21 protein-coding genes, 1 other RNA gene and 1 other annotated feature are annotated in these 24,747 nt (G+C 38.5%); of the genes, 3 read left to right on the top strand and 19 right to left on the bottom strand.

The window, feature by feature from the left end:
- Window positions 1-476 precede the first annotated feature (476 nt).
- The 9 genes from IC621_RS13550 to IC621_RS13510 all read right to left on the bottom strand — a co-directional run bounded on the left by IC621_RS13550 (window position 477) and on the right by IC621_RS13510 (window position 8,111).
- A complete protein-coding gene (locus IC621_RS13550) occupies window positions 477-608 on the bottom strand; it encodes a YrzQ family protein (RefSeq protein ID WP_191158848.1) in 132 nt (43 codons plus the stop codon).
- A gap of 27 nt (window positions 609-635) precedes the next feature.
- Window positions 636-827, bottom strand: coding sequence for a hypothetical protein (locus IC621_RS13545; RefSeq protein ID WP_191158847.1), 192 nt, complete (start codon window positions 825-827; stop codon window positions 636-638).
- A 14-nt stretch (window positions 828-841) separates the two neighbouring features.
- Window positions 842-1,312: a PRC-barrel domain-containing protein gene (locus IC621_RS13540; RefSeq protein ID WP_191158846.1), complete on the bottom strand. Its 471-nt coding sequence runs from the start codon at window positions 1,310-1,312 to the stop codon at window positions 842-844.
- Window positions 1,313-1,337: 25 nt separating this feature from the next.
- Window positions 1,338-3,713 carry an SF1B family DNA helicase RecD2 gene (gene recD2 / locus IC621_RS13535; protein ID WP_191158845.1) on the bottom strand — a complete coding sequence of 792 codons (2,376 nt, stop codon included), beginning with the start codon at window positions 3,711-3,713 and terminating at the stop codon, window positions 1,338-1,340.
- Window positions 3,714-3,752: 39 nt separating this feature from the next.
- Complete coding sequence (locus tag IC621_RS13530) at window positions 3,753-4,403, bottom strand: tetratricopeptide repeat protein (RefSeq protein ID WP_318153042.1); 651 nt, start codon at window positions 4,401-4,403, stop codon at window positions 3,753-3,755.
- 84 nt (window positions 4,404-4,487) lie between these two features.
- Entirely contained in the window at window positions 4,488-5,600 is a 1,113-nt protein-coding gene (mnmA, locus tag IC621_RS13525; RefSeq protein ID WP_191158844.1) for a tRNA 2-thiouridine(34) synthase MnmA, read from the bottom strand.
- Window positions 5,601-5,621: 21 nt separating this feature from the next.
- Window positions 5,622-6,767 (bottom strand): cysteine desulfurase family protein, encoded by a 1,146-nt coding sequence (locus IC621_RS13520; protein ID WP_191158843.1) that lies wholly within the window; start codon window positions 6,765-6,767, stop codon window positions 5,622-5,624.
- A 251-nt stretch (window positions 6,768-7,018) separates the two neighbouring features.
- The gene (gene cymR, locus IC621_RS13515; protein ID WP_191158842.1) at window positions 7,019-7,435 is read right to left on the bottom strand and encodes a cysteine metabolism transcriptional regulator CymR; all 417 of its coding nucleotides are present in this window, start codon (window positions 7,433-7,435) and stop codon (window positions 7,019-7,021) included.
- Between the two features lie 16 nt (window positions 7,436-7,451).
- Window positions 7,452-8,111: a YitT family protein gene (locus IC621_RS13510; RefSeq protein ID WP_396653023.1), complete on the bottom strand. Its 660-nt coding sequence runs from the start codon at window positions 8,109-8,111 to the stop codon at window positions 7,452-7,454.
- Window positions 8,112-8,410: 299 nt separating this feature from the next.
- Between IC621_RS13510 and IC621_RS13505 the strand changes: the two genes are divergently transcribed.
- Together IC621_RS13505 and IC621_RS13500 are read left to right on the top strand one after the other, a co-directional pair.
- Window positions 8,411-9,688, top strand: coding sequence for a replication-associated recombination protein A (locus IC621_RS13505; protein ID WP_191158840.1), 1,278 nt, complete (start codon window positions 8,411-8,413; stop codon window positions 9,686-9,688).
- 310 nt (window positions 9,689-9,998) lie between these two features.
- The gene (locus IC621_RS13500; RefSeq protein WP_191158839.1) at window positions 9,999-10,478 is read left to right on the top strand and encodes an RsfA family transcriptional regulator; all 480 of its coding nucleotides are present in this window, start codon (window positions 9,999-10,001) and stop codon (window positions 10,476-10,478) included.
- A gap of 68 nt (window positions 10,479-10,546) precedes the next feature.
- Here the strand turns inward: IC621_RS13500 and IC621_RS13495 are convergent, their stop codons facing one another.
- The 5 genes from IC621_RS13495 to IC621_RS13475 all read right to left on the bottom strand — a co-directional run bounded on the left by IC621_RS13495 (window position 10,547) and on the right by IC621_RS13475 (window position 15,717).
- Window positions 10,547-11,308, bottom strand: a complete 762-nt coding sequence (locus tag IC621_RS13495; RefSeq protein WP_191158838.1) for a tRNA threonylcarbamoyladenosine dehydratase — start codon at window positions 11,306-11,308, stop codon at window positions 10,547-10,549.
- Window positions 11,309-11,617: 309 nt separating this feature from the next.
- Window positions 11,618-11,815, bottom strand: a non-coding RNA gene (ssrS, locus tag IC621_RS13490) — 6S RNA.
- A gap of 156 nt (window positions 11,816-11,971) precedes the next feature.
- Entirely contained in the window at window positions 11,972-13,750 is a 1,779-nt protein-coding gene (gene aspS, locus IC621_RS13485) for an aspartate--tRNA ligase (RefSeq protein WP_191158837.1), read from the bottom strand.
- Window positions 13,751-13,764: 14 nt separating this feature from the next.
- Window positions 13,765-15,033 carry a histidine--tRNA ligase gene (hisS, locus tag IC621_RS13480; protein WP_191158836.1) on the bottom strand — a complete coding sequence of 423 codons (1,269 nt, stop codon included), beginning with the start codon at window positions 15,031-15,033 and terminating at the stop codon, window positions 13,765-13,767.
- Between the two features lie 221 nt (window positions 15,034-15,254).
- Window positions 15,255-15,487: a binding site (T-box leader), on the bottom strand.
- Window positions 15,488-15,543: 56 nt separating this feature from the next.
- Complete coding sequence (locus IC621_RS13475; RefSeq protein ID WP_191158835.1) at window positions 15,544-15,717, bottom strand: hypothetical protein; 174 nt, start codon at window positions 15,715-15,717, stop codon at window positions 15,544-15,546.
- A gap of 139 nt (window positions 15,718-15,856) precedes the next feature.
- Between IC621_RS13475 and IC621_RS13470 the strand changes: the two genes are divergently transcribed.
- Entirely contained in the window at window positions 15,857-17,617 is a 1,761-nt protein-coding gene (locus tag IC621_RS13470; protein WP_191158834.1) for an SH3 domain-containing protein, read from the top strand.
- A 308-nt stretch (window positions 17,618-17,925) separates the two neighbouring features.
- Here the strand turns inward: IC621_RS13470 and IC621_RS13465 are convergent, their stop codons facing one another.
- The 5 genes from IC621_RS13465 to recJ form a co-directional block, all read right to left on the bottom strand.
- Complete coding sequence (locus tag IC621_RS13465; protein ID WP_191158833.1) at window positions 17,926-18,639, bottom strand: vanadium-dependent haloperoxidase; 714 nt, start codon at window positions 18,637-18,639, stop codon at window positions 17,926-17,928.
- Window positions 18,640-18,889: 250 nt separating this feature from the next.
- Complete coding sequence (dtd, locus tag IC621_RS13460; RefSeq protein WP_191158832.1) at window positions 18,890-19,330, bottom strand: D-aminoacyl-tRNA deacylase; 441 nt, start codon at window positions 19,328-19,330, stop codon at window positions 18,890-18,892.
- Between the two features lie 16 nt (window positions 19,331-19,346).
- Window positions 19,347-21,539 carry a RelA/SpoT family protein gene (locus IC621_RS13455; RefSeq protein WP_191158831.1) on the bottom strand — a complete coding sequence of 731 codons (2,193 nt, stop codon included), beginning with the start codon at window positions 21,537-21,539 and terminating at the stop codon, window positions 19,347-19,349.
- 328 nt (window positions 21,540-21,867) lie between these two features.
- Window positions 21,868-22,380: an adenine phosphoribosyltransferase gene (locus IC621_RS13450; protein ID WP_191158830.1), complete on the bottom strand. Its 513-nt coding sequence runs from the start codon at window positions 22,378-22,380 to the stop codon at window positions 21,868-21,870.
- 15 nt (window positions 22,381-22,395) lie between these two features.
- Window positions 22,396-24,744 (bottom strand): single-stranded-DNA-specific exonuclease RecJ, encoded by a 2,349-nt coding sequence (recJ, locus tag IC621_RS13445; protein ID WP_191158829.1) that lies wholly within the window; start codon window positions 24,742-24,744, stop codon window positions 22,396-22,398.
- Between the last annotated feature and the right edge of the window lie 3 nt (window positions 24,745-24,747).

The raw sequence follows: 24,747 nt of genomic DNA, 5'->3' as shown, positions 1-24,747 counted from the left end.
CCTTAATAGACCTCCATCACTTAGATACTTATCAGCTTAGTCATAGTTTACTTTTTTTAATATTTCGTGTCTAAATGATTAAGGGGTCTAAAAAGACAACAACCCACTTTCTTTCCCTATCGTGAATTTTACTGGCTAATTCCGAAATTTTATTTGCCAGATGAGCAATTTTATTTTCCACAGGTCATAATTATTTTCCGGACGGAATCTTTTTTGTCGGCTTTCTCTAGATTCTGGCCTTTTTATTTTTTTATTAGCAGTTGGGCTTCACGTTTTTCACCACTCCTTCTATTTACTTCCACACTCCCTTTTTACTGTCTACAACTACTCACTTTCTTTCCCTAGCTGAATTTTACTGGCTAATTCCGAGATGAACCAAATGCGCTTTTTGTTAGCAAGATAGCCCCCCTCTTAGGCTGTTGACCTGTAAAATAAATTAAGGCTGAGCACAAATTTTTTGTGTCAGCCTCTTTTTGTTAAAACATTCTCATGATACGTTTTCTTGCTTTTTTCATTGGTTTATTTTTCATCCAACGATTTTGTGATGCAAAGTGGTATACAGCAGCACCTAATCCTGCTGAGAATATCGAGGTAATCGTTCTATTCAAGACCTTTCCCTCCTTTTAACTATGAATTTACATGTTAATGGTTCGTTCGTCTTCTCCGAACAAATCATCCAAAGAACTAAGTGTTCCATCTTCCTCGACTTGATGAGTGAAAATCTTGCCTTTTGAAACAGATAGTTCAATAAAGCATCCCCAGCAGTAATACTGATTTACACCAATCTTTCCGAGATCCTTGCTGTTGCAATTCGGACATTGAAACATGGGCGGGTCCCACCTCACTCTTGCATAAAATCCACGACCAGCGCTTCTTTGCTGACTTTAATTTGAGGAGTTTGCGGTGAAATTTGTTTCTTCCCCTCTGTCAAATCTGCGAAAAAGCCTTCTGTCAGTTCATATGCTAAGATTGTGCCCACCTGTTCACAAAAGTATACATCTTCCAGTAAGCCAAGGATGTTGCCATTACTTGAAAAAACCGTTTTATGATAAAGATGGTTTGATAAAAAGCCCAAGTTTTGCTGTGTGAATTTATCCCTGGATTTTGCACAATCCACCATCACACAGTCTTGTCCGATAGATACAATTGAAGATTTAGGATATTGCCTGCTTTTTTGCAGCAAACCTGAGTTTACACAAATTCCAGCAATGATCCCGTTTTGGGAAAAGATTAAATCAGTAACCCGCCCTATCTGTTTAGCAGATTGATACTCAATAACCGGAAGTCCCTTAATTTGTTTAAAAGTTCGCAAAGTAACTCCACCTTTCCGAACATTTTTAGGATTTGTTTTCCTCCATAAAGTCATACGGAGTAATACCTTCCATCCCGATATTGGCATCTCTAATATCAAAGGGCAGTTCGTCCTGAAGATTGTCATCAATAGCAGCTGTTTTTCTTAGCTTTTCAACAAGTGAAGTTTGCCGCTCATATGCATCACGATTGCTTATACCCCATTGCAGAGATTCCACCTCTCCACAAAGAATAAGAAACTGTTTGCTTCTTGTTATTGCCGTATAAATCAAATTTCTTCTCAGCATGCGGTAATAGCTTTTTACAACCGGCAAGACAACAATTGGGAATTCACTTCCTTGGGATTTATGGATGGAACAGCAATAAGCATGTGTAAATTGGTTGAAATCCTGCTTTGTATAGGTGACCTCATTTCCATCAAAGGAAATGACAATCATGTCTTCTTTTTCCGTATTTTCCTTCGCATAAAATATCGAGACAATTTCTCCAATATCTCCATTATAAACATGACTCTCAGGCTGATTGACGAGTTGGAGCACCTTATCACCCGTTCTGTAAATCACATCACCAAACTTCATTTCTCTCCTGCCAGTTTTTTTCGGGTTGAAATTTTCCTGGAGCATGATATTTAATTGGTCGATACCAGCACTGCCTCTATACATGGGTGCCAGCACTTGAATATCTTTTGCTGTGTACCCTTTTTTCTGAGCATTGGAGATTACTTTATTCACGACTTCAATCACTTGATTTTGTTTGCATTGAATGAATGATCTGTCACCTGTAGGAGATAATATATTATCGGGAAGTTTTCCTTTCTTAATGGAATGGGCTAGCTCAATAATCGATGAGCCTTCCGCTTGTCTATATATATCAATTAACCTAACTGTTGGAATAACTTCAGATGCTAGTAAGTCTCGAAGCACTTGTCCTGGCCCTACTGAAGGTAATTGATCTTCATCCCCTACCATCACAACTTGGATATTCTGAGGGAGCGCTTTAAAAAGCTGATGGGCAAGCCAAATATCCACCATTGAAACCTCGTCTACGATTAATAATTTCCCTTCAATCGGATTATCTTCATCATGTTCAAACCCCTCTGCCCCATTCCACCCTAAAAGCCGGTGGATCGTCACAGCAGGTAATCCTGTTGCCTCACTCATTCTTTTTGCTGCTCTTCCAGTTGGAGCGACAAGAACAATAGGGAAAACTTCCTCTTTCTTATAGTCTTTCGGATCAAGTGAACAGCCGTGAAGATCTGCATACAACTCAACGATACCTTTTATAACGGTAGTTTTTCCGGTCCCAGGACCACCAGTCAAAAGAAGCATCGCAGACATTAAGGCTTTTTGGATAGCCTCCTTTTGGGAAGGAGCATATTGAACCTTCATCCGTTCTTCTAAGCTGCCAAGCGACATTAAAAATTCTGACTCAGGAAAAAGATCTTCATATTCTGTTTGCTCATTGATCCGATTAATTTCCTTGACAAGATTTCGTTCACTATAATAAAGGGAAGGAAGATACACTTTATCCTCTTCGATTAAAATCTCCTTCTCTTCTGCAAGCGAAATTAATTCTCTCGAAATGTCTGTTTCCAAAATAGTGGCTTGTTTAGAATGCTGAAGAAGTTTCCTTGCTTCGATAATGACTTGTTCAGAGGATAGGTAGACATGTCCATCTTGCAATGACGATTGTTCAATTGTATAAAGGCAAGCTGCCTTTATCCGTTCAGAGTGATTACCGGAGATTCCTAAATGATCCCCGATTTCATCCGCCCGAATAAACCCAATCCCTTCGATATCTTTTACAAGCTGATATGGATTGTCCTGTATTTTATGTATTGTTTGATCCTGATAAGTCTGGTAAATTTTCATAGAAAGCTGGGGGCCGAATCCAAATTGGTTTAAAGTGATCATAATCTGTTCTAGCCCTTGATGTTCCTGAAGGGCTTTGGCAAGGCTAGTTGCTTTTTCCTTATTTATTTTCGGTACTGAATCAAGAACACTTGAATCAGCTAAAATCTTTGAGATCGCTCCTTCTCCAAGTTTATCTACAATTGATTTAGCCGTTCTTTTTCCAATACCTTTAAATAAATCGCTGGAAAGATATTGAATGACCCCTTCTTTTGTAGTTGGCAGCTCCTTGCGAAAGTGTTCTGCTTGAAATTGCAAGCCGAACTTAGGGTGATCCTTAAGGGAACCAAAAAATGTATAAACTTCCTCCTCATGAAGCTGGGGGAAATAACCGGTTACCGTGATGTCTTTTTCCTCATAGTTTTCAGAGGTATCTTCTATCTTTACTTTTAAAACAGTATATAGATTTTGTTCGTTATGGTAAATGACAATGCTAATAACACCCTTTAAATAACGTTCAGATTCGTTAAATAAATCAGCTGATTGCTGCACGGTACACCTCCCCCTTTTTCAAGTGAATTTTCAATATTATTACTTGGTTAGCATTTTTTTAGCATGAAGTGCCAGTACATGATCTGGTTGAACTTCGATTGCCTTATTAAGCATATTTAGAGCTTTCTCCCCTTGATCTTTATAGGCAAATGCAACACCTAAATTATAATAGGCATCCGCATAATTTTCATCTAGTTCAGTTACTTTTTCAAGCTGTTTAATGGCTTCATCAAGCAATTCAAGATTAGCCAAACAAAGTCCCCATTGAAAACGAGCATCAACATCCAGTTCATTCAATTCAACAGCTCTTTGCAAATAAGGGATTGCTAATCTCGGCTGTTCAAGGTGAACGAGAGACATTCCAAGCATGAAAAAAAGATCCCCGTGCTCTAATTTGTTTGCTAAAGCATTCTCGAACATGATTTTTGCTTGGTCATATTTTTCATCATTGTAATAAACATTTCCTGCACCGTAATAAGCAGTCGCAGCTTTTGGATCAAGTTCGATCGCTTTTTCATAAAATCGAAGCGCCTTTTCTTTTTCTTGAAATGAAGATAATAAATTCGCAAAATTAATATAAGGAACAGAATCTAGGGGATTTTCCTCTATTGCCTTTGAAAAGTGTGCGGCTGCTTCTTTAAAATCACCCTGCTGCATCGCTTTAATACCTAATTCATTTAAATCTTCCACCTAAATTCACTCCTTCTCTCAAAGAAAAAGGGATGACTCAGGCTGGCTTTTTTCCGAGTCACCCCCAGTTTCCTAAGGATATTTTTAGACATACCAAAGCTTTTCATTGTTTTTAAATACTTGATCAATTGTGCCGCCGCCTAAACATTCTTCATTACGATAAAAAACAACTGCTTGTCCTGGTGTAATTGCACGAATAGGCTTGGCAAACATTATTTTTGCCGTTTTTTCATCGATCATATGAACAGTTACTTCATTATCTGGCTGACGGTAGCGGAATTTTGCCGTACAAGCAAGCTCGCTATCCGGAATGGTATTCGAAACCCAGCTTACATCCGTTGCAATAATAGAATCAGAATAGAGAAGATCATTATGGAAGCCTTGATCTACATATAGAATATTTTTCTCTAGATCTTTTCCTATTGCAAACCAAGGATCACCGCTTCCGCCAATTCCAAGACCATGACGCTGCCCGATAGTATAATACATTAGTCCATCATGCTTGCCTTTTACCTCACCATCTAAAGTTTGCATCAGTCCAGGCTGTGCAGGGAGATAATGGCTTAAAAACTCTTTGAAATTTCGTTCTCCAATAAAACAAATTCCTGTACTGTCTTTCTTTTCGGCTGTTGCAAGTCCAGCTTCTTTTGCTATTTCCCGAACCTTTGCCTTTTCAACATTCCCGATAGGGAACATCACCTTTGATAATTGATCTTGATTCAATTGATTTAAAAAATAGGTTTGATCTTTATTTTCGTCTGCACCGCGTAGCATTTTATATACGCCATCACGTAACTCAACTTGGGCATAATGACCAGTAGCTAAGTAATCAGCACCAAGTGACATGGCATGCTCTAAAAATGCTTTAAATTTTATTTCTTTATTACACATAACATCCGGGTTTGGCGTTCTTCCTGCCTTATATTCATCTAAAAAGTACGTAAATACTTTTTCCCAGTATTGCTTTTCAAAATTAACTGCATAGTAAGGAATCCCAATTTGATTACATACTTGAATGACATCATTGTAATCCTCTGTAGCAGTACATACTCCATTTTCATCCGTGTCATCCCAGTTTTTCATAAATATCCCGATGACGTCATATCCCTGTTCTTTTAATAGGTAGGCAGCGACTGAAGAGTCTACTCCCCCTGACATTCCGACAACCACACGGGTATCCTTTGGAGCATTATTCATCTTTCTCACCTCCGTGAATGTTCATCTAGTTGTTAAACGCTTTACAATTCTGGCCGTTTCATTTGCTGCTTTCTCTATTTCCTCAATTGTATTTCCCAAGCCAAAGCTGAACCTGATCGATGCTTTTGTTCGTTCAGATTCTTTTCCAAACATCGCCAATAATACATGTGATGGATCAATAGAACCAGCAGTGCAAGCAGAACCGCTTGAAGCTGCTACGCCGGATAAATCTAAATTAACGAGCAGCTGTTCAACATTCGTTCCTTTGAAATAAACATTTAAAACATGGGGAAGCGCTGATTCCATCTCTCCATTTACTTCATATCCAATGCCTTCTTCATTAAAAATCGATAGCATTGTCCTTTTATAGTCTTGGTAAACCTCAGCTTTCTCTTCTCTTCCTAGATCCGCAAGTTCGAGCGCTTTTTGCATGCCAATAATACCAGGGACATTTTCGGTTCCTGCTCTTCTTTTGAGTTCTTGTTCCCCTCCAAATGAAAGCGGGGACAGCCTGATCCCTTGCTTCGCATATAAAAAGCCTGTCCCCTTGGGACCATTAATTTTATGGGCAGACATTGATAATAAATCAACATTCATTTCTTGTACATCAATTTGGACTGCGCCAATGGCCTGAACAGCATCTGTATGAAAAACAGCAGGGTGGTCTGCTAAAATTTTCGCGATTTCATGTATCGGCTGAATAGATCCAATCTCATTATTTCCATACATGATTGTAACCAAAATCGTTTGATCGGTTAATTCTGCTGATAATTGCTCTAAAGAGATCAATCCCTTTTCATTAACATCTAGATAAGTTACATGAAAACCCTCTTGTTCAAGATATTGACACGTATGCAAAACAGCGTGATGTTCAATTTTGGTTGTAATAATATGATTACCCTTATGTTTATTTCCCATTACAGCACCAATGATGGCTAAGTTGTCAGCTTCTGTGCCGCCGCTTGTAAATATTAATTCATTTGGCTTTGCTCCTATAGACTTTGCAATGAAAGCACGTGCATCATCAAGAAGCCTTCTGCTTTCTCTGCCAAATGAATGAATGCTTGACGGATTTCCATAAGTGTTCGTCATAAAGGAAGACATTTCTTCCGCTACTTTGGGATGAACAGGAGAGGTTGCAGCATGATCTAAATATATACGCTCCACTGATGATCCCTCCTTTTTAAATGAATGCTTGCAATTTCTCTGGATGAGGCTACTTCTGCCTCGCCTCAATATTATAAAATGTTCCCGACAAAACGGGCTCTTTTCGAATGGTTTTTGGCTATACAAATAATAGGACAATCGGTGAATCGCTGATTGCTTCCAGTCGCACCTCACACTACTCACATCAAGAGACAAACTAACTCTCGGCTTTGATGACTTTGCTGCGGGAGGAAAAAATTCACGAAAACATCCTAGATATAGAACATATAAGCCTCTTGCTCACCATCTGTATAGCTTGCCAAATCCTCAAGCGTTGTGTTATCTAAAACATCCTTAACCGCATCTCGAATACGAACCCAAAGCTCCCGTTTTGCAGGCTCCTCATCTTCTAATACTTCAACAGGACTTATCGGTCCTTCCAAAACTCTAATAATATCTCCAGCCGTAATATTTTCGGGTTCATCTGCTAAAATATAGCCGCCATAAGCACCGCGAATACTTTTTACTAATCTCGCATTACGAAGAGGCGCAATCAGCTGCTCCAAGTAATGCTCAGAAAGATCGTGGATTTGGGCAATGCTTTTTAAAGAGGTTGGACCTTCGCCATGTTTTTTTGCCAGTTCAATCATAATCGTTAACCCATATCTGCCCTTTGTAGAAATTTTCATATAGAACACCCCTATTTTATTGATCTAGATTCATAAGGTTTTCTTTCTGTTTATAGAATATCACTTGTATAAGATAATCAGTAAATTTTTGCGTCTGCGGAACGGCAAGGCCTGTAAAATATCCAATACAAACGGTAAAAAGGACCGTCCCAATAAATACAGGACCGCCAAGAACCCAGCCAATTCCTAAAACAATAAGCTCGATCGCTCCTCTAATCTTCCCGACTGAGAGACTTGTTTTCTCAACTAATGCTATCATTAAACTATCTCTTGGACCAGCCCCGCATCGGGCAGAGATATAAAGTCCCATTCCATAGGTCAAAATAAATATACCTGCAGCAAGCATAATGAATTTTCCAATCAATGTATCAGGCGTCTTTATAATAGGAAGCAATAAATAAATATCAATAAAAACGCCGACTGTTACCATATTAAGAAAAGCCCCAATTTGGGGTATCTTTTTTAACATTAGTCCAGAGATAAATAAAACGAGTACACCAACAATGATTGCCCAAGATCCAATTGTTAAACCAAACTGCATATATAAACCTATATGAAGAACATCCCATGGTGAAGCTCCCAAGTCTGCTTTAATAGTTAATACAATCCCTAAAGCCATTATCGATAAACCTATGAAAAATACGAACCATCTGAAGCTGCGTTCTTTCAGACTCATTCTCATCTCTGCATTCATCTCTCTTTACTAACGGTAAAAAAACTTCTTAAACTTAGGTAATTATAGCACAGTTTATTAGAAAACCGTTACCATCAAACATTCATGAGGTAATAGAAGTAGAACGCGGCCATTTATAAAACATCACAAGCTTTATTGAAAACTAGATACCTGAATAACTATACATTTGAATATTCCTCCATATTAGAGTTGCAGGAAGGAATGTAAAGTATTTTACACAGCTGAAGATATCAATCATAATGAAATTGGTTAAGTAAGAGGTATTAAGGTAGGAGGCGTCTATGAAACCTTTAGCATTTCGAATGCGCCCGACTAAAATTGAGGATATTATCGGGCAGAACCATTTGGTTAATGAAGGAAAAATTATCAATCGGATGGTAAAAGCTAAGCATTTGAGTTCGATGATCTTATATGGACCACCAGGAATAGGAAAAACCTCAATAGCTACTGCCATTGCCGGCAGTACAAATACAGCCTTTCGCAGCTTGAATGCTGTCCTAAATAATAAAAAAGATATGGAAATTGTCGCTCAAGAAGCGAAAATGTCAGGTAAAGTAATTTTGATCCTTGATGAAGTACACAGATTAGATAAAGCGAAGCAAGATTTTTTGCTTCCTTACCTAGAAAATGGAATGATTGTGTTAATTGGGGCAACAACAAGTAATCCGTATCATGCCATAAATCCTGCCATTAGAAGTCGCTGCCAAATCTTTGAGCTTAAAGCTCTCGAGCCCTCTGACATAAAAAAAGCACTTGAGCGTGCCCTTGAAGATGAACGTTCAGGATTAGGCTCATATAATATTGCTGTTACAGAAGACGCCCTTGCCCATTTTGCAAATGGGTGTGCTGGTGATGTTAGATCAGCATTAAATGCGTTAGAGCTAGCTGTTCTTTCTACAACAGAAGATAAACAGGGGAAAATTCAAATAGACTTACCAATTGCTGAGGAATGTTTGCAAAAGAAAAGTTTTGTTCATGACAAAAATGGGGATGCACATTACGATGTTTTATCTGCCTTCCAAAAGTCAATTCGAGGATCAGACGTAAATGCGGCACTTCATTATTTAGGGAGATTGATTGAAGCAGGGGACCTTATCAGTATTAGCCGAAGACTGCTCGTAATTGCCTATGAGGATATTGGGCTTGCTAGTCCACAAGCAGGAGCAAGAGCCCTTTCAGCAATTGAAGCAGCCGAAAGAATTGGCTTTCCAGAAGCAAGAATCCCGCTTGCCAATTGTGTAATCGAGCTTTGTTTATCACCAAAATCAAATTCTGCTATTAAAGCGATTGATTCTGCTTTAGCGGATATACGTAAAGGAATTACCGGGGAAGTGCCCCTTCACCTTAAAGATGCCCATTACAAGGGGGCAAAGGATCTCGGCAGAGGGATAGATTACTTATATCCGCATGACTATGATTCAGGTTGGGTAGAGCAGCAATATTTACCTGACACAATTAAAAAGAAGGAATACTACGAGCCCAAAAAAACAGGAAAATTTGAGTCAGCACTTGCTCAGATTTATAATAACCTTTCTAACAAGGGATTTAAAGGAAAATAAACTCGAACGGCTGAAAAATATCTAAGGACAAGCATCAATTTTTCATAGGGAATAATTAAAACTTGGTAATCAGATTACTTGCATTTGTGCGGAGGTGATTGCACGGTTATCTGGATAATTGCACCGTTATCTGATTATTTGCACTGTTACCCGGATAATTACACCGTCATCCGATTATTTGCACCGTTATGCGATTATTTCCACTGTTAACTGATTATTTGCGCCGTCATCTGATTATTTGCACCGTTACCGGATAATTGCACCGTTAGCGGCAACACTAACAGGAAAAGGCAGTCATACGGGGTGACCAATGAAAACTAGAAAAGATGCCTGGACTAAAGAGAATGATCTGCTGTTAGCTGAAACCGTGAACCGCTATATTCAAGAGGGCAGACCACAGTCAGCAGCATTTGAGAAAGTTGGAGACATATTAAGTAGAACTTCTGGTGCTTGTGGATATAGATGGAATGCAAAGGTAAGAAAGCATTATGGAGGAAGCACGGCAGCGGCTAGAGAACCTGCAGCACTTAAAGAAAAAGATAAAAAAATTTCAATGACGGATTGTGTTTCATTTTTAGAGTCCTATTCTCAAGGCGAAAGAATGGAAGTGGAAAATTCACAGCTGAAAAGTAGAAACAAAGCGCTTTTAGAGAAAAATCGATCGCTAACAGAAAAGTTAAAAGCCGTACAGAACAAACTGGCTTCTGTTGAAAAAGAATATAGAACGATCGTAACTGTCATAGAGCAAGCTAAAAGCATGACCGAGACTGAGAAGTCGATGATCCATTAATGCTTTCTGCCAATTATTAGAGCGGTGCCTAAACGAGGCACCGCTTTAATAAATTTATAAGGAAGACATTAATCCTTGACTCTCGTTAATTTCACCTCATGGAGAAGCTCATTTATCACATGACCGGCTGCAATCAAGCCTGCAACAGAGGGTACAAAAGCATTTGAAGAAGGCGGCATTTTCGCTTTACGAATCTTTGCTTCATCGTTTCCTACTTCTTTTCTAACATCCTCCCGAATAACAATTGGGCTCTCATCAGAGAATACAACCTTTATTCCTTTATGGATTCCTTCTTTTCGCAGTCGAGTTCGGATCACTTTTGCAATTGGATCTGTATGTGTTTTAGAAATATCGGCTATTTGAAAGCGGGTGGGATCCGTTTTATTTGCTGCCCCCATACTGGAAATAATCGGAATACTTCTCTTTATGCATTCCCTCATCAAATGTATTTTATAGGAAATGGTGTCAGATGCATCAATAACATAGTCGGGTGCATAACTGAAAAACTCTTCATATGTTTCATCAGTATAGAACATTTTTAAACTTATGACTTCACAATCAGGATTAATATCGGCAATCCGCGCTTTCATAAGTTCAGCTTTTGGCTGGCCGACAGTAGACAGCAACGCATGAATTTGTCTATTTACATTTGTAATATCGACAGTATCTTTATCAACAAGAATAAGTTTACCTACTCCTGAGCGAGCAAGCGCTTCAGCAGAAAATGAACCAACACCGCCAATTCCTAATACAGCGACACAGCTGTTTTTTAATGTATTTAAACCTTCCTTGCCAATTGCTAATTCATTTCGGGAAAATTGATGTAACAAAGCTTTTCACTCCTATAGCATAACAATATTAATATTTTCACCTTGAAAGAATATATCATACTTTTTAGGGACGAGCCATTTATTCTGAAAGTGAGAGGTTAGAGGTCAGAGGTGAGAATTTTTTTATAAATAAACCTACTCTTTTTCGCTTTATTTAGGCATCGATGTCTCGTCGATTTCTCGCTTGTCTCATATCTAACTATTAAATAGTTTGATACGAAAACTGCATAAAGATAAAAATGCTTGGCACCTATTGAAAGCGCCAAGCTATAACTGAATAATCATATATGGTTTTTAAAACGAAAGCACCGAAGTCCCGATTGTGCCGTTGCCGTTTCCTTCGTTTTGAACCCGCACTCAAGCAGGTGGGTGTCCTGTTTCAAACGGTTGTAAGTCCTCAGGGTCTCCGAATAAAGATGAGGCATTTACTTCATTTGAAAACACCGGACTCCCAAATAAATAAATGTTCGGTCAAAACTAGGTGTACAACGTACACATCAGGACTTCTTTAAATTGTAATTAAAAAAAGGATACCATACGCCATCTGAGAATTCAAGTCATGATAGCGCATGTATCCCCACAACATCATATCATCGTTAAACAACCTCGTTGATTGGTTCTATACCACAAAGAACCAGCATTCACTGAGATGTTTATGTCCCTCTACTCTGCCTTTTGGGACTTTAATTGCAATTCAAGCTCATCTAATTGAGCAGAACTTACCTCACCCGGTGCCTCTGTTAACAAACAGCTTGCACTAGCCGTTTTAGGGAAAGCAATTGTATCACGCAAATTAGTTCGTCCCGATAAAAGCATGACCAATCTGTCTAATCCCAATGCAATTCCGCCGTGCGGCGGTGTTCCATATTCGAAAGCTTCAAGAAGGAATCCGAATTGTTCTTTTGCTTCTTCCTCTGAAAAACCTAGCAATTTAAACATTTTTTCTTGAATTTCTTTTTCAAAAATACGGATAGATCCTCCGCCAAGTTCATACCCGTTTAATACTAAGTCGTAGGCTTGCGCCTTCATTTTTGCCGGATCTGTTTCAAAAAATGGTAAGTCCTCACGAGCCGGCATGGTAAATGGATGATGAGCAGCATAGTAGCGTTGATCATTTTCATCAAATTCTAGTAACGGCCAGTCGACAACCCATAGAAAATTGAATTTTGACTCATCGATTAGTTCCAGTTCTTTTCCTAGCTTTAAGCGGAGAGCACCTAGTGCATTCGCAACAACTTGCTTTTTGTCAGCTACAAACAAGATCAAATCACCATTTTCACCTTGTAAGGTAGTAAGCAATCCTTGCTGCTCCTCGGAATTAAAAAATTTAGAGATTGGTCCTTTAAGACCTTCTTCCTCGACTTTTAACCAAGCTAGCCCTTTAGCTCCATAAAGAGAGACAAATTCAGTTAAAGAATCAATATCTTTCCGCGAATATTGAGATGAACCATTCTTTACATTGATCGCCTTTACTTCTCCTCCGTTTGCAACCGTTCCGTTGAACACTTTAAAGCCGCTGTCTTTAACAATTTCAGAAACATTGACAAGCTCCATTGCAAATCTTGTATCTGGTTTATCAGATCCATAACGGTCCATCGCTTCTTCATATGTTATCTGGGGAAGAGGAAGACTGATATCCATGCCCTTCGTCCCTTTCATGACACGAGACATCATTTGCTCTGTCATTTCAATGATGTCTTTCTGACTCATGAAGGATGTCTCGATATCAATTTGTGTAAATTCAGGCTGTCTGTCAGCCCTTAAATCCTCATCACGAAAACATCTTGCGATTTGATAATAACGATCAAATCCTGATACCATAAGAAGCTGCTTAAATAACTGTGGAGATTGAGGTAATGCATAAAATTCGCCATTATGCACTCTGCTCGGTACCAAATAATCTCTTGCCCCTTCTGGTGTACTTTTTGTGAGAATAGGTGTTTCAACATCCAAAAATCCATTGTCATCTAAAAAATGACGTATTTCTTGTGTTACTTGATGACGCATTTTAAATGTTTCAAACATAACTGAACGTCTAAGATCTAAATAACGATATTTTAGGCGTACATCCTCTGAGACATCTACTGATTTATCAGAAATAGCAAATGGTGGTGTTTTTGATGCATTTAAAATTGTCACTTTTTCTGCTTGAATTTCAATATTCCCTGTCGCGAGGTTAGGATTCACAGTGGACTTATCTCGTTCCACAACGGATCCTTTAATGTCTAACACATATTCACTCCGAATGGTTTCTGCTGTCTTTAAAGCTTCCTCTGATATATCTGGATTAACAACCACTTGGACAATCCCTGAACGATCGCGAAGATCTATGAAGATTAATCCGCCCAAATCTCTGCGTGTTTGTACCCAGCCTTTTAAAGAGACATTTTCACCTATTGCTTTTTCTGTTATTTCTCCACAATAATAAGATCGTCCAAACATTTATGACCTCTCCTTTACTTACTTTCCTGTATAAATGAAATAAAATGATTTATAGAAACTTCCGTTTGGTCGCCTGTTTCCATATTTTTAACGGTAATGATATTTTTTTCTAGCTCATCTTCTCCAAGAACAGCCACAAAATTGGCTTTTAATCGATCAGCTGCTTTAAATTGAGCTTTCATTTTCTTATCTTCATAATCTTTTTCAGCAGTTAAACCAGCCTGCCTGAGTTCATTCACCAGTGAAACAGAACGGTCTTTCGCTTTATCACCAAGTGCTACTACGTAACAATCAATGCTCTCTTCAAGTGGAAGACTATATCCCTCGGCATTTAAAGCAGCCAGCAAGCGTTCAATACTCATTGCGAAACCGATTCCAGGTGCTTTGGGACCCCCGATATCCTCAACAAGACCGTTATATCTTCCACCGCCGGCAAGAGTCGTAATTGCCCCAAAGCCTTCTGCATCACTCATAATTTCAAACGCTGTATGATTATAATAATCAAGACCGCGAACCAAATTTGGATCCACTTCATAGGAAATGTTTAAATCTGTTAAATAGCTTTTTAGCTTTTCAAAATACGAAACAGACTCTTCATTTAAATACTCTAAAATAGATGGTGCCGATTTCATTAGTTCATGGCCGCTGTCCTTTTTGCAATCAAGGATCCGCAGTGGATTTTGTTTTAAACGATTCTGACAGTCACTGCAAAACTCGCCGATTCTTGGTTCAAAGTGAGCAATTAAAGCTTCTTTGTGGGCTTTTCTGCTCTCATGGTCACCAAGACTATTAATGATAAGCTTTAGTTTTTTTAACCCAACACTGTTATAAAGGTTCATTGCCAAGGAAATCACTTCTGCATCAATCGCTGGATCATGGCTTCCGATTGCCTCAATTCCAAATTGGACAAATTGTCGGAAACGGCCAGTTTGAGGACGTTCATACCTGAACATTGGTCCAATATAATACAATTTTGTCGGCTGATGCGGGTTTGCATAAAGCTTTTTCTCTACAAAAGAACGAACGGTTGAAGCTGTTCCTTCCGGCCGAAGAGTAATACTGCGGCCCTTGCGATCTTCAAAGGTATACATTTCCTTTTGGACGATATCGGTTGATTCTCCAACTCCTCTTGCAAAAAGCTCTGTATGCTCAAATATCGGCGTCCGAATCTCTTTATATTGATACAGTCTGCAAAGCTCGCGGGCTTTCTGCTCTACAAATTGCCACCTTTCTACTTCACCGGGCAAAATATCTTGTGTTCCTCTAGGTATTTGAAAAGCCATACTAATTCCTCCAAATCTATGATTCAAGTACGTAAGAAAAGCGCAAGGCGCGAGTCTTTCGGCGACAAGCATTCGGGCGAGCCGGCTTTGAAAAAAGTTGTTCTTTGTGACTTAAGTGCCGATGGCGCTCTGAGCTTGACAAAGATAACATTCTTTAGCAAAATAATACTTTTTTAATACATTCTTAAGCAAAAACAAAAAACTCCCGCCCCTACAATAATTGTAGGGACGAGAGTTTGCTCCCGTGGTTCCACCCTTTTTGAGGTAATTCAAATCCTCCACTCAAACAGTTAACGCCTGTCACGTCCGCTTCCTATTAAGCAACTAAGCCTTTCAGAAGGAAACCTAAGGAGTGTTCGTTCACTGAGTCATCATGCAGGAAAGCTTTCAGCCTAAGGCAATCCCTCTCTTTTCATGTGCTAGGACAGCTACTCTTCTCCCTCACCGGTTCAAAATGTATATATGTATTGGCTAAATTTTATCTTATCATACGAGGTCAGACCTGTCATGTCAAGAGCGATTCAAATGTTTTTTTATTTTTTGTACTTCTCTTACAGATAACCCAAATTCTGAAGTTAATTCGTATGGTGTGGATTGCTGCTCCTTTAGTATAAAATCATGAAAATCCATTCCAAAGACATCATTGTTTCTAGTCGACAGCTCTCCTTTTTCACTATACCTCATTCTTTCATCAATCCTTTCTCCCAAGCACTCTTTCAGCTTATTCTTACCAAAAAAGGCAAAAATATATCAAATTCCCCAAGGAAATGCCGATATCAATGAAGAAGTAGGATTGGAATCAGTAAGTAAGGAGGATTTAGGATTGGCTCGAAAAGGAATTTTATTGTTTCTCTCTATAGCACTACTATTTAGTTTTTTTATTCCATCAGCGAATATTACGAATGCAAAAACAGAGAAAGTAACGATTAATGTTAAGAATCTCAATGTCCACAGTGGTCCAGGATTAAGTTATTCAGTCACGGCAACGGTTAATAAAGGAAAATCTTACGATGTCATCCAAAAGAGCGGTGATTGGAGTAAAATCAGGGTATCTGGAAATCATCATGGCTGGATTGCAAATTGGATGGTTTCTGCTAATCAGAGTACACACTCCCAATCAGGTGCTTCTTCTGAAAATCAGGTCACATCTGTTTCTACAGAATTAAGAATTCGCACAGGCCCAGGAAAAAACTATAAAGTAAATGGATATTTTGAAAAAGGAGAAAAAGCGATTGTTTTAAAAAAAAGCGGGAGCTGGCTCAATATTTCATACAATGACAAAAATGGATGGGTATTGTCTGAATTTGTACAATCATCCCAAGGCACCTCATCAGATTCATCCAGCTCAAAGTCAAAATCAACAAAAGGAAGAGTCTTAACAAGCTCATTGAATGTCCGGAAAGATTCTTCTTTAGATTCAACTGTAATTGGAAGTTTAAGAAATGGACAAGAAATAAGCATAGCTAGTCATATAGGAAAGTGGTACCAGATTAACTATAATGGTGGAAAAGGGTGGATTCACAGTGATTATGTTCAGCTGCTCGAAGAATCTTCAACGTCTTCTATTTCATCAGGAGACTCTCAGCAAAAAAACGGGGAAATTACCGCCTCAGCTTTAACCGTCAGAAACAGCGGGTCTTTCAGCGGATCTGTAGTTGCAACAGTTAAAAAAGGAACAAAGGTGACGATTCTAAAGGAGAAAAATAAATGGTACGAGGTAGAATTTAATGGAGGAAAAAAAGGCTGGATTGCCAGCTGGTTCGTAAAAATTAATCCTGCAAGCTCCTTTAATCAAAGTTCTTCCAGCAACAATAAGCTGACACTATTGTACGATGGAACCAATCTTCGATCAGGGCCTTCCACAAACTCCTCAATTGCAGCCCGTGGTAATGAAGGCGACTCCTATTCCATTGTAGGGAAGGCAGGAGATTGGTATAAAGTTGCGCTTGAAAGTGGAGAAAATGCTTTTGTTGCAAGCTGGATCGTTTCGACATCAGGAACTCCTGCAGATTCCTCCAATAAGGGGGGCGGAGCAGCACAATATTTAATAAATAAAACAATTGTGATCGATCCCGGGCACGGAGGGAGGGACAGCGGAGCGATTGGTGCTGGAGGATCATTAGAGAAAAGCCTTACTCTCAGTACTTCAAAGCTTTTATCCGATAAATTAAAAGCCTCTGGTGCAAACGTATTTATGACGAGAACAAATGACACTTATATTAGTCTTCAATCCCGTGTCAGCACTTCTCATTACCGTAATGCAGACGCCTTTATTAGTGTTCATTTTGACAGCTTATTTGACAGAAGTGTAAGAGGAACTACATCTTATTATTACAACAGCTCTAAGGATAAAGCACTTGCTCAAAATGTACAAAAAGAAATGATTAAACAGACAGGTATGGTAAATCGCGGCGCCAGGTTTGGAGACTATCTTGTCATCAGAGAAAATAAACAGCCATCCACTTTGCTCGAATTAGGTTTTATTAGTAATAGTGTTGAAGAAGTAACAGTTAGCACAAATCAGTATCAAGAGAAAGTTTCTCAAGGAATCTATTATGGGTTAGCCCAATATTTTAAAGAGTAGAAAAATAGAACGAAAAAACGCAAGGCTCTACTCCGTCTGCGCTAAAAAAACGCTAGCTAACTTTAATACGTTGATTGATAATTGAACCCACTTAACCATTATGATCTTATTAGAAAAGGATAACCATCAAAGTTCTTAGGTTATCCTTATTTATTATTTGAACAAAGGCAGTGTTTGCTCACTCTTAAAATCTGAAGTTTTCTAAAGGTTAGTTTCTTTAAAAATTATTAAAGACATAATATAAAAAGAGTTTGGATACTTAAAAGGTGCCAACTCATAAATTCTATCCTAATAGAATTTTTAAATTATTAATGATTATTTAGGTTTTGAATCCTCAATAAATTTACAACGAGTTCTCCAATTTGTCTACCTAATCTTAAGCCTTCATCGTTGTCCACTTTAAAATGGACGCCAGCAAATAAACGGGATTGAGCACCTTCCTCCATTACTTTTTTGATTCTGGTTGACTCTGGTGGAAAGAAATAGCTTAATAATATCTCTGCACACCCCATTATAGTAGCGTGTGCAGAAGGATAGGCTGGGAAGCGAGGGGTTGATAACACAGTAGGTAAGTTCCTTTCATACTGATTTGGGCGTGCTACATCCCAACGATATTTAAGAAACCATGTTATCACACAGACATCATTTATAGCAGCGTGAAAATATCCTAGTACTCTGGCTGTATTGGGTGTTCCTAGTCTATACTTTTCAATGAAATTGAAAATCATAGGAGTCATTCGTTTGGTTGCTTCGGCTGTTCCCCAATATTTCGCGAGGCGTATTTGATAAGGAGTTAAGGATTGTAATGTTTGCTCTACTAGGAGCAGCTCGATTTCCCAATCAATATCATTCGGATTCTTGATTTTCCACTGGATACGCTGACGAAAAGGATCTAGGAAATCATTGTTTCTTCCCCTTGTAATAAAAAACATAGGCCAATATCCTGCTCCTGGAGAGCCTTTAGGCGGGGTTTCCTCTCCCGGGTAAGGGTGTTCTGTCCATTTCCTGTAGCTTGTTCTCATAAAGATAAAGATCAACCCCTTATAGAATGTTCTTTTTTCCTTATGATGAAGAGAAATAAAATATGACAATATATGTACCTTTCCATTATAAGTAAAAGAAGAAAATCCATATATTGTTGTGTTCGACTATGTTCAGATACTTATTGGATCCAAAATCCTCTATACATATGCTTGTTGTGATAAAAAAAAGAAGCTGGGTATCAAATAAGACGCCCAACCTCTTTCACTTCCTGTAATCTTTGAATGCTTATTACTTACTTTCTATTATCAACGTGACAGGACCAGAATTTATAAATTCAACATCCATCATGGCACCAAATGATCCTGTTTCGACCTTAATGCCTTTTTGGCGGAGCTTTTCGTTAAAATGTTCATACAACTTTTCGGCATGTTCTGGTTTTGCAGCACTCATGTAATTGGGCCGCCTGCCTTTTCTGCAATCCCCATAAAGAGTAAATTGTGAAACCGATAAAGCCTCTCCGTGAATGTCCAGCAAAGAATCATTCATCTTACCTGCTTCATTTTCAAAAATTCGGAGGTTAGCTACTTTATCAGCTAAATAATCTGCATCCTTCTCTTGATCATCATGTGTAACACCGACAAGCAGCATAACACCATTTTCAATTTCCCCGACTACTGTTTGCTCCACCTTTACTTTTGCGTGCCGGGCTCGTTGAACGACTACCTTCAAAGAAACAACTTCCTTTCTAGTTCATCACTCTTCGAACCGAATAGATATCTGAAATTTGTTTTATTCGTTCGACTACTTTATGCAAATGATTGATATTTTGAATAGATATTGCCATATTGATTGTGGCCATTTTGTTTCTGTCTGATTTTCCAGAGACAGAGGAAATATTTGTTTTTGTCTCATTAACAGCCTGCAGTACTTCATTTAACAGGCCTCTGCGGTCATAGCCAAGTATTTCAATTTCGACATTATATTCTTTGCGATTGATGGATTGATGCTCCCATTCTACAGGAATAAGACGTTCTTTAGCGACTTCCTCGACAACATTTGGACAGTCATCACGATGGACGGAGACCCCTCTCCCTTTCGTAATAAATCCGACAATATCATCTCCTGGGACTGGATTGCAGCACTTCGATAGACGAATTAATAGGTTGTCAATACCTTTTACCCGCACTCCCGCATCCCTTTTTTTATTTGAATATGGACGCGTTTCCGTTATCGTCTCTTCTATTGTTGTTTCTTGTTCCTTATCCCGTTTTTTGCGCCATTTTTCCGATAGCCTATTGGCCACCTGCAAGGCAGTAATCCCATTATAGCCGACAGCTGCAAACATATCTTCTTCATTTGAAAAGTTAAACTTTTCTGAAACTCTTTTGAGATTATCTGTTGTCAAAATTTCTTTTACATCAAAATCCATTCCCTTAATTTCTTTTTCAATTAGCTCTTTTCCTTTGTCCACATTCTCTTCACGACGCTGCTTTTTGAAAAATTGCCGGATTTTATTTTTGGCTTGAGATGTTTGAGCCAGCTTAATCCAATCTTGACTTGGCCCATACGAATGTTTGGAAGTTAAGATCTCAACAATATCGCCAGTCTTTAATTTGTAATCCAAAGTAACCATTTTGCCGTTAACTTTAGCCCCGATCGTTTTATTCCCAATCTCTGAATGGATTCTGTATGAAAAATCAATTGGCACAGACCCAGACGGAAGCTCAATGACATCACCTTTTGGTGTAAAAACAAAGACCATATCTGAAAACAAATCAATTTTAAGAGACTCCATGAACTCTTCTGCATTATTCGTTTCATTTTGAAATTCAAGGATTTCTCGAAACCATGTAAGCTTTTCTTCAAAAGAAGCTTGTTCCCCTGCTTCTTTTCCTTCTTTGTAAGCCCAGTGAGCAGCAATCCCATATTCAGCGATTTGATGCATATCTGTTGTACGAATTTGAACCTCAAGCGGATCACCTTTTGGTCCAATAACGGTCGTATGAAGAGACTGGTACATATTCGGCTTTGGCATAGCAATATAATCTTTGAATCGGCCTGGCATTGGCTTCCAGCATGTATGAATGATGCCTAAAACTGCGTAGCAATCTTTAATGCTGCTTACGATAATCCGGACTGCCAAAAGATCATAAATTTCGTTAAATTGTTTATTTTGAAGAGCCATCTTTCGATAGATACTATAAATATGTTTTGGCCTTCCATTGAATTCAGCTCTAATTTTAACCTCATTTACTTGCTCTTTCACCTCAGAAATTACTTCTTCTAAATATTGCTCCCGTTCTGCTCTTTTCTTTTTCATTAAGTTGACAATTCGATAATATTGCTGCGGATTTAAATACCTTAAAGCTGTATCTTCAAGCTCCCACTTAATTTTTGAGATTCCAAGACGATGGGCCAAAGGGGCAAAAATCTCTAATGTTTCATTTGAAATTCGCCTTTGCTTCTCCTGCGGAAGATGCTTTAATGTTCGCATATTATGCAGTCTGTCAGCCAATTTAATAAGGATTACGCGCAAGTCTTGAGCCATAGCTACAAACATTTTGCGATGGTTTTCCGCTTGCTGCTCTTCTTGTGATTTATATTTAATTTTCCCGAGCTTTGTTACCCCGTCGACAAGCATGGCTACTTCATCGTTAAATGTCTGCTTAATGTCATCTAGTGAAACTTCTGTATCTTCTACGACATCATGTAAAAAACCGCCAGCGATTGTGGCAGGGTCCATCTCCAAATCAACGAGAATACCAGCCACTTGGATAGGATGAATAATATAAGGCTCTCCAGATTTACGATATTGCTCCTTGTGTGCTTCCTCGGCAAAGTCATATGCAGTCTGGATAAACTCTATATGTTCTTCCGACAAATAGCTTTTGGCATTTTCAATTACTTGTTCAGCTGTAAGTACTTGTTCATTTGCCATTCAATCACCTTTTTTAAGTCTTGGATCATTAAACTAAACCTTTTAAACATTTATATAAACATTTATTATAATTCTTTATTTAAAAACATTCACTATATTGTAATTATTATCATGAAAAAACTCACAGATGTAAAGGGCAAGTTTTCTTGCTATTAAAACAATATTTGGAAGAGTTTCATAATCATCAAAAAAAAAGCTCGTTTTGACAAATCCAAAAAACGGATTTGTACTTGATGAGTGCGCTCAATTTGTGTATTTTTCAAATTTTCTGATCCTGTTTTGAAATATAAGAAAAAAGCACTCAAGTCCGAGTGCCTTTCCTCTTACCTTAATATTTCATAAGAGTTAATATGTCATATCCATCTAGTTTATCACGGCCATCCAAATATGTTAATTCAATAAGGAAAGCAATTCCTGCTACAACTCCGCCAAGCTCTTCAACCAGCTTAATTGTTGCTTCGATTGTACCGCCTGTTGCAAGAAGATCATCTGTAATTAATACCCGCTGACCAGGCAAAATCGCATCTTTGTGAATGGTTAAAACATCTTTCCCATACTCAAGACCGTAGTCTACTTTTACAACCTCGCGAGGAAGCTTCCCGTCTTTACGCACAGGTGCAAAGCCTATCCCCATTGCATATGCAACCGGACACCCAATGATAAAGCCTCTTGCTTCCGGTCCTACAACAAGATCAATTGCCTTCTCACGTGCATACTCAACAATTTGATCTGTTGCATAACGGTAAACCTCCCCTTTATCCATTAAGGTGGTAATATCCTTGAATTTTATGCCTTTTTTAGGGTAATCAGGCACAATTGTTACATATTGTTTTAAATCCATTCCCTTTTGTCCTCCTCATACGTTCAAAAACACAGATGATTGCTGCATCTGCTTGTCAAACCATTCTTTTAGCTGCTGATATGATGAATATATGAACAATTTCTCTAGCTCAAATTGTTTTTGTTTCTTAGCATAAGCTTCCGATTCTGAAAGATCGCGTTTCTTAGAATCATGATTTATCGAAATAATGCCATTTTCTATTTTAACAAATTCCAATTCAAAAAACACCTGTGACATAAAAATGATTGTATCTTTTGTCCAGCCGCGGTATTTTGCCAATTCATTTCCTTGTTTTTCCAAATGAAAAGACCCTTTTTTTGTTAAAAAAGCATAATACCATTTGAAATGATCTCTAGTCGGCAATGTAGAGAAGAAGTGATCTTCTGATTGATGGAAGAGGACATAGATTCTTTCCGGCAATTTATTCACCAAAAGCTCTTTTAAAACCGTCGAGTCTTTAGGAACATCTAAAAGAACTGCATATTTGCCTGTTAAATCAAATTCTCTCGCTTGCTCATTTGAGGACAAGCATACTATTTCCTCAGAAAATTGCGAAAAAACCCCTCTTGTATCTGGTTGAAAGGTAATAAGAACACGGCTCTTGCGATCAATGCTCCCAATTACTTTCTCTTTATCCCTGACCCCTCTAAGGTCAAAAAGCTGCCAACTTGCAATTGAGGCGTCATGAAGCATTAATTGAGGTTTTCGATGATTATTCCACTCATTTATTGATAATTCTCCAATGACAGAAAGCTCTGAAATTGGAGCGATTTCATCATGTAAAAAACCGAACCCAAACCCCACGCAATCTAACTGGCTTCCATTTTCCTGAAACGTCATTTTTATATGTTTTTGATCAGCTCCGATTTTACGCATATTAGCGAGCTGGATTTTCTGTATCATAACAACCGGCTTTGGATTTCCCATCCCAAACGGGGCAAGCTTATTCATTTCTGTTATAGTCTCAAGGGTGATTTCCTTGAGTTCACATGCTGCATCTACTTGAGTTATTGGAGTAAAGTCTTCTTCGGTCAGGTTTATTTTAGCAAGCTGAATTAATCGTTCTCTCAGTTGATTAATATCTTCTATTTTCAAGGTCATTCCTGCAGCCATTGGATGCCCGCCAAAGTGAGGAAGAATGTCCCTGCATGTGGAAAGACTCTCAAATAAATCAAAGCCAGCGATGCTTCTTGCCGATCCTTTGACGATTCCCTTTTCCTGATCCATACTCAGGACAATTGTTGGTCTGTAAAACCGTTCCACAAGCCTTGAAGCAACAATCCCGACCACTCCCGGATTCCATCCTTCTGCGGCAATGACTAAGACAGGATTATTTTCAATCGGAAACTGTTCCTCTACTTGTCTGACTGCCTCTTCAGTCATCTTGCTTACCAGTTTTTGTCTTTCTTTATTCAGAAGGTCGATTTCTTCTGCTAATGTCTTTGCTTCGAATTCATCATCAGTAATGAGAAGCTTAACAGCAGGATCTGCTGACTGAAGGCGGCCAACTGCATTTATTCTAGGACCTAAAGCAAAGCCGATTGTCTCTTCATTCACCAGCTGACTGTCTACGCCGGCAATTTTTAATAGCGCCTTTAAGCCGACTCTGTTTGTGTCAGACAGATATTTTATTCCCTCTTTAGCAATCAGACGATTCTCTCCTTTTAATGGAACGAGATCTGCGATTGTTCCAATCGAGGCTACATCCAATAAATCTTGTGGTACTTTACCAAGCATAGCGTGTGCAAGTTTAAAAGCCACCCCCACTCCAGCCAGATCCTTAAAAGGATATGAACAGCCAGGCTGCTTTGGATGAATAATAGCGTAAGCATCCGGAAGAATAGGACCTGGTTCATGATGATCTGTAATAATAAGGTCGATATTCAATTCCTTTGCAACTTCCGCTTCTTTTACAGCTGCTATTCCTGTATCAACTGTTATGATCAATGTAACATCCTGGGAACGAATGTGCCTAAATGCATTTTCATTAGGTCCATACCCTTCTGTAAATCTGTTTGGGATATAGAAATCAACATCTGCACCTAATCTCTTCAATACTGACAATAATACAGTCGTGCTGCTGACACCGTCTGCATCATAGTCCCCGAAAATCATCATTTTTTCATGATTATCAATAGCCTTTTGTATTCGTTCAACCGCTTCTACCATTCCTTTTAAAAGAAAGGGATTATGAAATTCTGGTTTATCAATATGTAGAAATTCTTTTGCTGTTTCCGCATCTTCTATTCCTCTATTTACTAACAATGATGCTACTAAAGAAGATATATTTAACTGCTCAACAAGAGCTCTCAAATTTTCTTCGTCCGAGGCCTTAACACTCCAACGTGTTTTCGCTTTTAACATAAA

The organism is Metabacillus arenae (genome assembly GCF_014773385.1).
GTDB classification, from domain to species: domain Bacteria; phylum Bacillota; class Bacilli; order Bacillales; family Bacillaceae; genus Metabacillus_D; species Metabacillus_D arenae.
This window is presented reverse-complemented; position numbering and strand designations above follow the sequence as displayed.

What these genes read in the sequence shown, in the direction of transcription:
- IC621_RS13545 (WP_191158847.1), bottom strand. Translation starts at nt 827, where the DNA reads ATGTTTCAATGTCCGAATTGCAACAGCAAGGATCTCGGAAAGATTGGT.
- mnmA (WP_191158844.1), bottom strand. Translation starts at nt 5,600, where the DNA reads ATGAATAATGCTCCAAAGGATACCCGTGTGGTTGTCGGAATGTCAGGG.
- cymR (WP_191158842.1), bottom strand. Translation starts at nt 7,435, where the DNA reads ATGAAAATTTCTACAAAGGGCAGATATGGGTTAACGATTATGATTGAA.
- IC621_RS13510 (WP_396653023.1), bottom strand. Translation starts at nt 8,111, where the DNA reads ATGAGTCTGAAAGAACGCAGCTTCAGATGGTTCGTATTTTTCATAGGT.
- IC621_RS13505 (WP_191158840.1), top strand. Translation starts at nt 8,411, where the DNA reads ATGAAACCTTTAGCATTTCGAATGCGCCCGACTAAAATTGAGGATATT.
- IC621_RS13500 (WP_191158839.1), top strand. Translation starts at nt 9,999, where the DNA reads ATGAAAACTAGAAAAGATGCCTGGACTAAAGAGAATGATCTGCTGTTA.
- aspS (WP_191158837.1), bottom strand. Translation starts at nt 13,750, where the DNA reads ATGTTTGGACGATCTTATTATTGTGGAGAAATAACAGAAAAAGCAATA.
- hisS (WP_191158836.1), bottom strand. Translation starts at nt 15,033, where the DNA reads ATGGCTTTTCAAATACCTAGAGGAACACAAGATATTTTGCCCGGTGAA.
- IC621_RS13475 (WP_191158835.1), bottom strand. Translation starts at nt 15,717, where the DNA reads ATGAGGTATAGTGAAAAAGGAGAGCTGTCGACTAGAAACAATGATGTC.
- IC621_RS13465 (WP_191158833.1), bottom strand. Translation starts at nt 18,639, where the DNA reads ATGAGAACAAGCTACAGGAAATGGACAGAACACCCTTACCCGGGAGAG.
- IC621_RS13455 (WP_191158831.1), bottom strand. Translation starts at nt 21,539, where the DNA reads ATGGCAAATGAACAAGTACTTACAGCTGAACAAGTAATTGAAAATGCC.
- IC621_RS13450 (WP_191158830.1), bottom strand. Translation starts at nt 22,380, where the DNA reads ATGGATTTAAAACAATATGTAACAATTGTGCCTGATTACCCTAAAAAA.
- recJ (WP_191158829.1), bottom strand. Translation starts at nt 24,744, where the DNA reads ATGTTAAAAGCGAAAACACGTTGGAGTGTTAAGGCCTCGGACGAAGAA.